11 protein-coding genes and 1 pseudogene are annotated in these 12,426 nt (G+C 66.0%); 7 read left to right on the top strand and 5 right to left on the bottom strand.

The window, feature by feature from the left end:
- Nucleotides 1-1,242 (top strand): ABC transporter substrate-binding protein/permease (locus G154_RS25760; protein ID WP_081649886.1); only part of this gene is annotated, 1,242 nt, incomplete at its 5' end.
- Entirely contained in the window at nt 1,239-1,994 is a 756-nt protein-coding gene (locus G154_RS00140) for an amino acid ABC transporter ATP-binding protein (protein ID WP_019511257.1), read from the top strand. The genes G154_RS25760 and G154_RS00140, both read left to right, overlap by 4 nt.
- 35 nt (nt 1,995-2,029) lie before the next feature.
- On the opposite strand, the gene G154_RS00135 is transcribed toward G154_RS00140, so the two are convergent.
- The 3 genes from G154_RS00135 to tgt all read right to left on the bottom strand — a co-directional run bounded on the left by G154_RS00135 (nt 2,030) and on the right by tgt (nt 5,955).
- A complete protein-coding gene (locus G154_RS00135) occupies nt 2,030-3,358 on the bottom strand; it encodes an acetyl-CoA hydrolase/transferase family protein (RefSeq protein ID WP_019511258.1) in 1,329 nt (442 codons plus the stop codon).
- 37 nt (nt 3,359-3,395) lie between these two features.
- Nucleotides 3,396-4,613 carry a saccharopine dehydrogenase family protein gene (locus G154_RS00130; RefSeq protein ID WP_023984980.1) on the bottom strand — a complete coding sequence of 406 codons (1,218 nt, stop codon included), beginning with the start codon at nt 4,611-4,613 and terminating at the stop codon, nt 3,396-3,398.
- A 112-nt stretch (nt 4,614-4,725) separates the two neighbouring features.
- Nucleotides 4,726-5,955 carry a tRNA guanosine(34) transglycosylase Tgt gene (gene tgt, locus G154_RS00125; protein WP_019511260.1) on the bottom strand — a complete coding sequence of 410 codons (1,230 nt, stop codon included), beginning with the start codon at nt 5,953-5,955 and terminating at the stop codon, nt 4,726-4,728.
- A 57-nt stretch (nt 5,956-6,012) separates the two neighbouring features.
- On the opposite strand from tgt, the gene G154_RS00120 reads away from it, so the two are divergent.
- The gene (locus G154_RS00120; RefSeq protein ID WP_023984982.1) at nt 6,013-6,459 is read left to right on the top strand and encodes a lipoprotein LpqH; all 447 of its coding nucleotides are present in this window, start codon (nt 6,013-6,015) and stop codon (nt 6,457-6,459) included.
- A 119-nt stretch (nt 6,460-6,578) separates the two neighbouring features.
- Nucleotides 6,579-7,091: a lipoprotein LpqH gene (locus tag G154_RS00115; protein ID WP_019511262.1), complete on the top strand. Its 513-nt coding sequence runs from the start codon at nt 6,579-6,581 to the stop codon at nt 7,089-7,091.
- Between the two features lie 54 nt (nt 7,092-7,145).
- Here G154_RS00115 and G154_RS00110 read toward each other — a convergent pair whose 3' ends face one another.
- A complete protein-coding gene (locus tag G154_RS00110) occupies nt 7,146-7,487 on the bottom strand; it encodes a DUF732 domain-containing protein (protein ID WP_019511263.1) in 342 nt (113 codons plus the stop codon).
- 112 nt (nt 7,488-7,599) lie between these two features.
- On the opposite strand from G154_RS00110, the gene G154_RS00105 reads away from it, so the two are divergent.
- Nucleotides 7,600-8,925 (top strand): PE-PPE domain-containing protein, encoded by a 1,326-nt coding sequence (locus G154_RS00105; protein ID WP_081649885.1) that lies wholly within the window; start codon nt 7,600-7,602, stop codon nt 8,923-8,925.
- Nucleotides 8,926-9,114: 189 nt separating this feature from the next.
- On the opposite strand, the gene G154_RS00100 is transcribed toward G154_RS00105, so the two are convergent.
- Nucleotides 9,115-10,278 (bottom strand): zinc-binding dehydrogenase, encoded by a 1,164-nt coding sequence (locus G154_RS00100; RefSeq protein WP_019511264.1) that lies wholly within the window; start codon nt 10,276-10,278, stop codon nt 9,115-9,117.
- A gap of 91 nt (nt 10,279-10,369) precedes the next feature.
- Between G154_RS00100 and G154_RS00095 the strand changes: the two genes are divergently transcribed.
- Both G154_RS00095 and G154_RS26990 read left to right on the top strand, forming a co-directional pair.
- Nucleotides 10,370-12,118, top strand: a complete 1,749-nt coding sequence (locus tag G154_RS00095; RefSeq protein WP_131701368.1) for an alpha/beta hydrolase — start codon at nt 10,370-10,372, stop codon at nt 12,116-12,118.
- Nucleotides 12,119-12,120: 2 nt separating this feature from the next.
- Nucleotides 12,121-12,426 (top strand): annotated as a pseudogene (locus tag G154_RS26990) (aminoglycoside phosphotransferase); the annotation flags it as partial.

The following is a 12,426-nucleotide window of genomic DNA, read 5'->3' as shown; positions in this document are numbered from 1 at the left end:
ACGCCATGGGACTCGATCTTCGCCGCGCTGGAGGCCAACCGATTCGATGTGGTGGCCAACCAGGTGACCATAAACCCCGAACGACAGGCCAAATACGATCTCTCCCAGCCCTACACCGTCGGCGAGGGGGTGATCGTCACCAGGGCCGACGACGATTCCATCAACTCACTGGCCGACCTGCGGGGCAAGAGCACCGCCCAGTCGATCACCAGTAACTGGGCACAGGTGGCCCGCGATGCCGGGGCCGACGTGCAGGCGGTGGAGGGTTTCGCACAGGCCATCACCCTGCTCAACCAGGGCCGGGTGGATGCCACGGTCAACGACAGTGTGGCCGTCTACGCCTATCTTGCCGAGACCGGTGACACCTCGGTGAAGATCGCCGCTCAGACCGGCGAAACCAGCGACCAGGGCTTCGCCGCACGTAAGAACAGCGGGCTGCTGCCCGAACTCAACGGTGCGCTCGACGAGTTGCGCGCCGACGGGACACTCACCGAGATCTCCCAGCGCTACCTCAAGGCAGACGCGACCGGCAGTCCGCAAGCAACACAACAGGCCACCGATCAACCTGCACCCCAGGTCCGTTCGGCCTGGGAGCTGATCGGCGACAACCTGTGGCCATTGGCCAAGGCGGCACTGACCATGACGATCCCGCTGACCATCATCAGCTTCGTGATCGGACTGGTGATCGCGCTGGGCGTCGCACTGGCACGATTGTCGTCGAATGTGTTGCTGAGCAACATCGCCCGTTTCTACATCTCGATCATCCGTGGCACTCCGCTGCTGGTGCAGCTGTTCATCGTGTTCTACGCGCTGCCCGAATTCGGGGTGAAGATCGACCCGTTCCCGGCGGCGGTGATCGCCTTCAGCCTCAATGTCGGCGGCTATGCGGCCGAGATCATCCGCTCGGCCATCCTCAGTGTGCCGAAGGGCCAGTGGGAGGCTGCCGAAACCATCGGCTACCACTACGCGGGTGCGCTGCGGCGGATCATCCTGCCCCAAGCCGCCCGGGTTGCGGTACCGCCGCTGTCGAACACGCTGATCTCCCTGGTGAAGGACACATCGCTGGCCTCGACCATCCTGGTGACCGAACTGCTGCGGCAGGCCCAGATCGTGGCGGCGCCGACGTTCGAGTTCTTCGCGCTCTACGGCACCGCGGCCATCTACTACTGGGTGATCTGCCTGGTGTTGTCCTTCGGCCAGGCCCGGGTGGAGCATCGACTGGAAAGGTATGTGGCGCGATGACCGAGTACACCATCGAGGCGACCGGTGTCGAAAAGGCATTCGGCGACAACAAGGTGCTGCGTGGGGTGTCCTTCAAGGTGGCCACCGGTACCGCCACCGCGATCATCGGGCCGTCCGGCTCGGGCAAGACCACGTTGTTGCGGACACTGAATGCCCTCGACCGGGCCGATGCCGGGGTGATCCGCGTCGATGACGTCGAGATCGACTTCGCCACGCCGACACCCAAACCCGAGGTACGCCGTTTCCAGTCACGCAGCGGCTTCGTCTTCCAAGGACACAATCTCTTTCCGCACAAGACGGTCCTGCAGAACGTGATCGAGGGGCCGGTGATCGTGCAGAAGCGGCCGAAGGAGGAGGTCGTCGCCGAGGCCATCACCCTGTTGGAGCAGGTCGGACTGGAGGCCAAGGCAGACCAGTACCCGTTCCAGCTCTCCGGTGGCCAACAACAGCGCGTCGGGATCGCGCGGGCACTGGCGCTCAAGCCGAAGGTCGTGCTGTTCGACGAGCCGACCTCGGCGCTGGATCCCGAGCTGGTCGGCGAGGTGCTCTCGGTGATCAAGGACCTGGCCGACCACGGTTGGACGCTGGTGATCGTGACCCACGAAATCCAGTTCGCCAAACAGGTTTCCGATCAGGTGCTGTTCACCGACCAGGGCATCATCCTGGAGCAGGGTCCGCCCGCAGCGGTGATCGGCGACCCGAAGGAAGAGCGCACCCGCCAGTTCCTCAACCGGATCCTCAATCCGCTCTAGCCCACGCCGTCGGCGACCGTAGTCGAGCAACGGCCTCAGACGAACCTGATCACCGGTGAGCGTCCACCCGACGCGCGTTCGGCGGCCCGCAGCAGATCCTCTCGGAAGTCCGGGTGCGCGATCGCCGCCAGCGCCTCGCCGCGCTCCCGGACCGTCAGTCCCTCCAACTCTGCGGTGCCGTACTCGGTGACGATGACGTCGACATGGTGGCGGGGCGTGGTGATGACCGCGCCCGCCCCGAACCACGGCACGATCCGCGATTGCAGTCGACCGTCCTTCTCGTAGGTGGCGGGAAGGCAGATCAGCGAGCGGTCCGAAAGTTCCAGCCCGGCACCGGCCACGAAGTCCTCGGCACCGCCGATCCCGCTGAACTGATTGCCGTTGATGGTGTCGGCGACCACCTGGCCCTGGATGTCGATCGATAGCGCGCCGTTGATGGTGACCATCCGGTTGTTCTGCGCGATCACCTCCGGTGAGTTGACGACTTCGACCGGCAGGAACGCGATATCGCGGTTGTCGTCGAGCCAGGCGTAGAGTTCCGGCGATCCGAAGGCGAATGTCGTCACGCTCACCCCGTCGTACTGGCCCTTGCGGGTGTTGGCGATCTTGCCGGCCCGGTGCAGCTTCATACAGCCGTCGGTGAACATCTCACTGTGCAGGCCGTACCCGCCGCCGTCACCCTCGGCGAGCAGGGTCGCGATCTGGTTGGGAATACCGCCGATACCGGTCTGCAACGTCACCCCGCTCGGCATGTAGGACACCGCGTGCTCGGCGATCGCCCGGTCCACGTCGGTGGGTGCGGCGTCGCCGCCGGGCAGGGCGAGAGGTTCGGCGTCGGAGGTGATCAAGATGTCGATCTCGTCGATGTGCAGCGCGTGCCGATCGTCTCCGAGACCGTAGGTTCGCGGGAACTTCGACGAGACTTCGACGATCAGCAACCGATCGGGATCGGCTCCGGCACGGCGCAATTCGTCCACGGTCCCGCCTGCGTGCAGAGATAGCGAGCACCAGCCCTCGGAGTCCGGCGGCGCGCAGACGGTCGTCATCACGCGCGGCGATTGCCGTTGCAACAGCGGGCCGAAGCGCCGGAAGTCGGCGGGTGCGAAATCCACCGACGCGCCGCTGTCACGCAGCGCACGTTCCAGCGGGCCGAAGAACCCGGACAGATAGTGCACCCCGTCCCGGGCAAACAATTCGGTCAGCACCGCGAGCAGCGCACCGTACACTCGCAGGTCGGTCCAGTCCTCGCGTTCACCCAATGCCTGCAGGAAGGTCGGCGGTTGGCCGGGTCCCAGCGGGATCCCGAGGGTGTCGGCGGACTTCAGCCGCGCGGCGGCCTGCTCGGCGGTGAGCTCTTCTGGCATGCCCCGACGCTACGTTCCCTTCCCGGCGAGCGGGAGGCTAGAGCTCCTTTTGGCCCCAGGGGGAACCGTAGGCGGTCAGCAACTCCAGGAACGGCACGGAGTCGAACGCCTCGGGACCCAGCACCCCGGTTCCACTCCAGACGCCGTTGGCCAGCAGCTCGAGGGCGACGACGGGGTTGACCGCCGTCTGCCACACCACGCACTGGTGTCCGTACTCGGCCATCGACCACTCGTTGTCGACCACGTGATAGAGGTACGTCGACCGTGGCTGTCCATCCTTGCCGGTGCCGGTGACCCACAACCCGGCACAGGTCTTGCCCTTCATCTTCGGCCCAAGGTCTGCCGGGTTGGGCAGGCAGGCGGCGACGACATCGCGCGGAGACACCTCGACGGGGCCGTTCTTCGAACCGACGCGCACCTTCTCGGTGCGGTCGAGGCCGAGTTTGTGCAATGTCTTGAGGACCTCGATGAACTCTTCGCCGAGGCCGTACTTGAAGGTGGCGCGCTTGCAGTCGACCCAACGTGGCATCAGCAGCACCTCCTCGTGCTCGACGTTGACGCATTCCACGGGTCCTATGCCGTCCGGGAAGTCGAAAACCTCTGGCTCGCTGAAGGGTTCGGTGACGAACCAGCCCCGGTCCGCCTCCCAGATGACCGGCGGGTTCAGGCATTCCTCGATGGTGGTCCAGATCGAGAACGACGGCGCGAAGTCGTAGCCGTCGACGGTCAGGTTGGATCCGTCGCGCGTGCCGAGCTCGTCGATATCGGAGAACAGGTGGTCGGCCGCGTAACGGGCGAAAACATCAGAAAGGCCCGGTTCGACCCCGATGCCCACCAGCGCCAGCCTGCCTGCGTCGCGCCACTGCTGTTCGGCCTCGAACTGCTCGTCGCCGAGTTTGACCCCGGTCAGCTCGTAGGGCTTGTCGGGGTGGCGCACCGACAGACTCATGGCCATGTCCAGGTAGTCCGCCCCGCCGGCGTGTGCGCCGTTGAAGATCGGCATGACGAATCGGGGGTCGACGGCGTTCATGACATGGGTGATGCCTTGCGCGCGGACCAGCTCGGCGACCGCATCGGCCGAGGTCGCGTCGACCTGTGCCGCTCTGAAGCGCGGGTCACCGACCGAGCCGGCGGCCTGCTCGGCGCGCGCCAGGTCGTAGTCGGCGACCACGATCTGCTCGAAGAAGTCCCGCCGTGCGGCGATGGCACAGAACGCCGAACCGACACCGCCGGCGCCCATCAAGAGAATTCGCATCGCCCCACCCTACGGGGGTGAGACTGACGAAATAGTGAATTTCTCCCGTAGTTTTACACCGATTTGATCGTCTGCACGCAATATGGCGACGGAAAGCGAAGTCGGATGCCCGTCACCGCGAGCCGTAATAGCGGCCCAACACCTCGGCCCGCAGCTCATCGAACTCCCCGGCCAGTATCGCCGCCCTGATCCGGTCGACCAGGCGGATGGTGAACCGCTCGTTGTGGATGGTGCACAACGTGGACGCCAGCATCTCCTTGGCCTTGAACAGGTGGTGGATGTACGCGCGGGTGTAATGCGCGCAGGTGTAGCAGTCGCACTCGGCGTCGATCGGGGTGAAGTCGCGCTTGTACCGGGCACCGGTGATGTTGTACCGCCCGTGCACCGAGTAGACCGCGGCGTTGCGCGCCACCCGCGACGGCGACACGCAGTCGAAGGTGTCCGCGCCGGCGGCCACCGCCGCGAACAGATCGTCGGGCTCGCTGATACCCAGCAGATGCCTCGGCTTGTCGGCGGGCAGTTCGCTGGTCACCCACTCGACGATGGTGGCCAGATTCTGCTTCTCCAACGCGCCACCGATGCCGTATCCGTCGAAGCTGAGCCCCTCCGCCGGGCCCGCGCCCTCACCGATGCGGACAAGATCGCGGGTGGCCTGGCGCCGCAGATCCTCGTACTGCGCTCCTTGGACCACCCCGAACAGGGCCTGATAGGGCTTGTCGTGGCGGACCTCGGTGAGTCGATGATGTTCGGCAAGGCAGCGCTCGGCCCATCGGTGGGTGCGCCGTACCGACTGCTCCTGATAGCTGCGGGTGTTGACCAGCGTGGTCAACTCGTCGAAGGCGAAGATGATGTCGGCACCGAGCTGATGCTGGATACCGATGGAGACCTCCGGGGTGAAGCGGTGCGTCGACCCGTCGAGATGGGAGCGGAAGGTGACGCCGTCGTCGTCGACGTGGGCGAGCCGCTCCTTGCCCTCGGCGATGATGTCGTCGGCCTGCACCCGGGTGGCGTCCATGGACAACACCTTCTTGAATCCCACGCCGAGTGAGAGCACCTGGAATCCGCCGCTGTCGGTGAACGTCGGTCCCGGCCAGTTCATGAACGCACCCAGCCCGCCGGCCTCGTCGACCACATCCGGGCCCGGTTGCAAGTAGAGGTGGTAGGCATTGGCCAGAACCGCCTGAGCACCAATCTCTTTCATGGTTTCGGGCAACACGGCCTTGACGGTCGCCTGGGTGCCCACCGCGATGAAGGCCGGGGTCTGGATATCGCCGTGCGGCGTGTGGATGGTGCCGACGCGTCCGGGACGCCCGGGCAACTCGGCCTGCACTTCGAAGAACATCCGGACATTCAATCAAGCGGCTGTGTCCGGTCCCGCGCCGCCGCTAGATTCACTCACATGAGGAAACCCTGGCTCGTCCTTGCCGTGGCATCCGCGGCGGCTGCCGCCTGCGCCTCCTGCTCCTCCGAAAGCCCGGCCGCTCCGGTGCCCGAAGGCGGGCTGGCGGCGGGTACCGCCCACATCACGATCGACGGACGCGACGGCGGCACCACCCACCAGGTGCGGTGCACATCGCAGGGATTCTCGACCGACATCCAGACCGGGGACCCCGACTCCGGGGTGAGCGCACTGGTCTCCAACGGTGACGAGCTGTCGGCCCAGTCGGTGGCCATCCGCAACCTGGCCGGATTCACCGGCAACTACAACGCCGGGCTCGGCGAACCGGACGCCGAGGTCAGCATGATCGGCCCGACTTTCGTCATCACCGGTACCGCGACCGGATTCCGCACCGACGCGGCCAGCTTCACGACGGACGGAAAGTTCACGCTCCGCGTCGCGTGCTGAGCCGCCCCGAACTGCGGAGATTTTCGCTCAATCGGGATTTATCGGCCGCCGTGCGCCCCATACTGCACGTGGATCATCGGGCGATCTTGATCGATCGCACAACATCAAGGAGATTCGTGGTGAAGCGTGGGTTCGTAGTGGCCGTCGGGGGCGCAGCGCTCGTCATCGCCGGTCTGTCCGGCTGTTCCTCGGACAACAAGTCATCAACTGAGTCGACCGCCTCGGAGACGAGCGCGGCGGCAAGCACATCGGCGGCGGCCACCAGCGCCCCGTCCGAATCGTCGGCGGCAGCCGAATCCGGTGCCACCAAGGTCACCATCGACGGCCAGGACCAGGCCGTACAGGGTTCGGTGGTCTGCGCGACCAGCGGTGGCAACGTGAACATCGCCATCGGGGAGGGCCTCACCGGTATCGCCGCGGTCGTCAGTGAGGACGGCACCGGCGTCAGCTCGGTCGCGCTGGGCAACGTCAATGGTGTCACCCTCGGATTCACGCAGGGTGCCGGCGGTGAGGCCACGGCAACCAAGGCCGACAAGACCTACACCATCAGCGGCACCGCCACCGGAATCGACATGGCCAACCCCATGACCCCGGTCAGCAAGCCATTCGAGATCACGGTCACCTGCCCCTGAGCGGAACCGGAATAGACGACGGTGGCGTCCCGAAATGGGGCGCCACCGTTCTTTTCACTGCCCGGTGTAACCGGCCGCGGATTGGCGCAACTGCCAGATCTGCGCCGGGCACAATTCGTTGACGGCCTGGTTGATCAGGTAACCGGCCTGGTAGTAGTCGGTGGTGCGGAAATCGGCCTTGAGCTGGTTGACCAGTTCGGCATACGGCATCTTGGCGGCGACCCGGTCACAGACGGTGTTGCCGTAACCGATGGCGGCCTCGGCATTGGGGAAGTTGTAGCCCGGCCGGACATGCACGTTGACCAGATAGGCCACCGTATCCGCCGAGGCCGGCGCCGCCGACAGAACACCGAGACCCATCGCTGCGGCCGCAGCGGTCGCCAGAATCGCCTTCATAGCCGCTGACTCTAATCGCGCTTAAAGAAGTTCGACAGAATTCCGTCCACACGTGCCCTCCGCGAGTAACGTCCCCCGCACATCGTTTTGTGGATGATGCGTCGGGGGATGCATGGGGAGAGTTTTTCGCACGCCACTGGCGTTGTTCACCGCAATCCTGATCTGGTCGTGGCTTGTCAGCGGCGTGATCACCGCGAGCGCATCGGTGCAGTACGCCATCGCGCCGAATGCCACGGTCATCGGCATCGGCGGCCGCGACGACCCCGCCGGGGCGCGCATCCCGGACAAGCTCCGCGGCAAGATCGGCCCGCCGGACCACACCTATATCCCCTCCTTCTACCCGGCGTCGTTGAACATGATCGACAGCGTGCGGGTCGGCATGCCGATCCTGCGGGACCATCTGGCCGCCACGACCGGCCCGGTGATCCTTGTCGGATATTCGGAGGGAACGCTGCTCACCGAGCAGATCAAGCGCGACCTCGACGGTGCCGCGGTCGCACCGGCCCCCGGCGACCTCAGCTTTCTGGAGATCGCCGCCCCCTTCATCCCCAACGGCGGCATCCTGGCCCGTTTTCCCTTCCTCGGGATCCCCGGCATCATCCCGGCGATGGGAGTCGCGGCCCCCTCGGTGTACGGGACGACCTACGTGACCATGCAATACGACACATACGCCGACTTTCCCGCCTACTTCAACCCGCTCGCGCTGCTGAACACCCTGCTGGCCGCGGCGTATGCCCACCCCGACCCGTTCTACGACCCGATCGATCTGGATTCAGCGGCGCTCCTGATCAAGGAGATCACCAAGCCGGGTGGTGTCGTGGACCGCTACGTCCTGGTGCCCAATGAGCACCTACCGCTGTTCGGACCCCTTCGCGACGTGGCGCGCTTCCTCGGGCAGTCTCCGCTCGCCGAACGGCTGATCGGTGCCGTCGAACCACTGCTCAGGGTGCTCGTCGATATGGCCTACACCGACCGTCAGAACCTCAATCCGCAAGTTCATCAACCTTTTTCGCTGATGACACCGATACCGAGGATGGTCGAGGCACTGCAGGCGATTCCCGATGCCGTTCGCGAGGGACTGGAGAACCTGACCGGGACACGGCCGCCGGCCGCCAACCGACCCGAGGTCGCGCCGTCACCGGCGCCCTCGGAGTCCCAGCCGACACCACCCGAGATTCCCACGATCGATTCCGACGTCGATGACCTCGGGGCTGCGCCGGAGAACGGCAGACGCACCGCGCCGCTGGACGATACCGACCACCGTGACGACATCGAGAGCGACGCCGAGAACGGCCTCGACGATCCGGTCGAGATCGACGACCGGAGCACCGTCGTCACGCCGCTTACCGAGCCCGAGCACGATGATGCGCGGGCCGCCGACGACGACGAACCCGCCACCGATCAGGACGAGCGCGACGCCGGAGCGGAGGCGGCCTGACGACGGTGCCGACGATTCAGTCTGGCCAGCAACACTCTTCGGTGCATCTCGAACGACAACGACAGCGGGTCACTCAACCGGAGACGCTTTCGCCTGGTGTCACGCATGGTGAGGCCACTGTGACATATCTACGACTACCCACCGGAAAGTCCCGAACAAACTGCGCGTGAACAGCTTTGGACGATCCGACTAACCGGGTTCGACCGCCGAGCTGGTGGGGTCGATGAGAATCTTGGCATGCGATTCCGGATCACCCAGTGCGCCGAAGGCCGCCTGGACCCCGTCGAGGCCGACGGTCCCGGTCACCAGCGCAGACGCATCGACCTTGCCCTCCGCCAGCAGGTTGAGGGTGTCGTGGAATTCCAGCGGTGTGTAGCCGAAGACGAAGCGCACATCGATCTCCTTGCCGATGGCCAGCGTCGGGCGAAAACGGTCCTCCCCCATGCACACACCGACGACGACCACGCGGGACTGCACCGGCGCGGCCGCCAGCACACCGTCGATCATTCCCGGCACACCCACGCACTCGAACACCACCGGCCGCTTCGGCCCGGCCGCGCCGAACGACTCCGCGAGCCGGTAGAGGTGTGACCAGCCCGGCACCTTGCGCAGCTTCTCCATCGAGCCGACACCCAGTTCGTACAGCTGCGGCGCCGCCGTGATCACGCCCTTCTGCCGGTCGAAACGTTCATACGGCGACTCGACGGCCGGGTCCACCACCACGTGGGCCCCGCATCTGGCGGCCAGGGCACGGCGGCCCGGGGAGAAGTCACTGGCGATGATCGTGCCCACACCCTTGGCCTTCAGGTGACAGATCACGGCCAGGCCCACCGGGCCGCAGCCGATGACGACGGCGGTATCGCGGCGGCTGATCTCGCTACGCCGCACGGCATGCAGTGCGACGGCCATCGGCTCGGTGAGGGCTGCTGTATCGACATCCAAACCGTTGGGCACCACGAACGTCATCGACGCCTCGGCGAGCACCTGTTCGGCATAGCCGCCGGGAGCCAGTGGAGACAGTCCCGTGAGATGCACCCCGCCCGCGGCGCGAATCAGAGGAAAAGACACGACCGTGGCGCCGGACTTGAATTCCTTGGCAACTCCGCGACCCTTTTCCACAATGGTCCCGCAGAATTCGTGCCCGAGCACGACCGGCGTGGAACTGTTCATGAAGTCCGGGTATCCGACGGCGGCCATGACCTCCGTCAGCTCATCGGCGTGATCCTTCGCATGGATGTCGGACCCGCAGATTCCGCATCGGCGCACGTCGAGCAGCAACTGACCGGCGGCGGGTCGTGGTGCCGGCATCTCGATCACCGACAATTCGCCGGCTTTACAACTGACAGCCCTCATGGGGTGATTCCCTTCGTCGATCCTCGAGTATGGCCGTTGCTCGAAACTGCTCCGTTAAGCTGTCGTCAGTGTCAATATTCGAGACGATTCGATGAGCACAGGGTCAGGGGTCTTCATGGAGCGGCTTTCGGCGTGGGTCAGTGCCGGTTTGTTGTCGGCGGGGGTGTCCGCTGCGGTGCTGGCCGGCGCCGGTGCCGCAGTCGCCGACGATACGTCCGGCGGCGCGGGCCCCGGGTCGGCATCGAGTCCGGCCAACGACAATACGCCGCGGACAAAGACCGATACGACGTCGGAGTCGCCGGCCAAATCACCCTCGGACCGCCAGACCGATACCAACACTGACAGCAAGACCGACAGCTCGATATCGGGCGCCGAAACAGAGCACGAGACCGGTTCCGAGGTCGGCACCGAACCGGAGCTACAGCCCAAACCCGAGCCCAAGCCCGAGCCGGAAGTCACCGCACCGACTCCTGAGCCGACACCGACCGACGGCGCCGGCGAGGCCGAGAGCGTCCTCGGGAAGAAGACCCGACCGGCCGCCGCGATACCGACCGTCACCGGTCCCGTCGTGGTGGGTGCCGAGAACAGCACCCCCGCCGAGGCCGAGAACGGGACCGGCACCACCTCGACGACCGAGCCCTCCGCTCCGTTGGTGACCGAGGCCGAAGTGACGTCCGAACGCATCCTCGATCGCGACGCCACGACGGCACGGGTTTCCGAAGCCCCGGCCGTGTCCATGGCGGTCGTGGTCGAGCAGCCGCCCGCCGAACGCGCTTTCGCCCCCGCAGGGCCCAACCTGCTGCGCTGGCTGCAGGGCCTGACCGAAAATCTCATCAAGGGCGTCGGGTCGCTGGTGTTCAACACCATCCAGGCGCTGGAGGCACTGCTGACCGGCCCACCCGCGGTTCCGGTCAACAGCCCGGTCACCGTGCGCACATCCACCATCCTGCTCGCCAATGGCCAACGCGTGCAGGCGAACTGGTACTTCCCGGACGTGCCCGAGGGTGCCCCACAGCCGGACCGGTTGATCCTTTTGCAGCATGGCTTCTTCGCGCTGGCACCGATGTACAGCTACACCGCCGCGGAATTGGCGGTTCGCACCAACAGCATCGTCGTCACCCCCACGCTCTCGTCGAACTTCTTCGCCGACGACGACGCGTGGCTCAACGGCGCCGGCATGTGGAACAACATCGCCGAGCTGTTCGTCGGGGATCGGACCGCGCTCAAAGACAGCGCCCGCGACGCCGGTTACGTCGGCGTCCTGCCCCAGAAGTTCGGCCTGGCCGGGCATTCCGCGGGTGGTCAGCTGGTCGGCGCCGTCGCGGGGTATCTCGTCGACAAGGGCGCTGCCGATGATCTCGTCGGGGTGATCACCCTGGACGGTGTGCCCACCGGCTCGGTCATGCCGGACGCGTTGGCCAAGCTGCAGGCCTACGAGGACGCCACCGGACGCTACATCCCGGTCCGCGAGATCGGCGCTCCGCCCAACCTGTTCAACTTCATCAGCAATATCAACGAATCGCTGAACGAGGCGCGGCCCGGTCGGTTCAACGGTGTCGTACTGGCGGGCGGGGTCCACATGGACTCGATGCGCGGCGGCAACCCGATCGTGCAGTTCCTCGCCTCGGTGCTGGCCGGATTCCCGCAGCCGCAGAACCCGCCGGCGGTCTGGCAGCTGAGCGCCGAGTGGTTCAACGACTGGTTCGACGGTGACACCGACAACGGTGACGATCTGGTGCCCGGATCAACACTGCCGATCAGCACACCCGATGGCACCGCGTACGGAGTGGTGCTCGGACGGGCGGTCCCCGCCCCCGCCACCGTCGCCGCCATCGTCTGAGCGTGCACCCCGGTCAGCTGACGGTCTCGCCGCTCAGGGTCGGCAGGCTCGTCGCCGAGCAGTTCCCGCAATGGGCGGGTCTGCCCGTCGAGCCGGTTTCCGGTGCGGGCACCGTCAACGCGATCTTCCGGATCGGGCGACACGTCGTAGCCCGGTTCCCGTTGGAGCCCAACGATGACATCGAGGCGGTGCGACACGATATTGAGCACGAAGCCGCGGCCGCACGAGAACTGAGCGGACGCACACCGCGACGACCCGGAGTTCGGGTACCGCTACCTCGTGGAGGAGGCCCGAGAGGCCGGCGAATC

The sequence above is a fragment of the Mycobacterium sp. VKM Ac-1816D genome, assembly GCF_000416385.1.
GTDB classification, from domain to species: domain Bacteria; phylum Actinomycetota; class Actinomycetes; order Mycobacteriales; family Mycobacteriaceae; genus Mycobacterium; species Mycobacterium neoaurum_A.
This window is presented reverse-complemented; position numbering and strand designations above follow the sequence as displayed.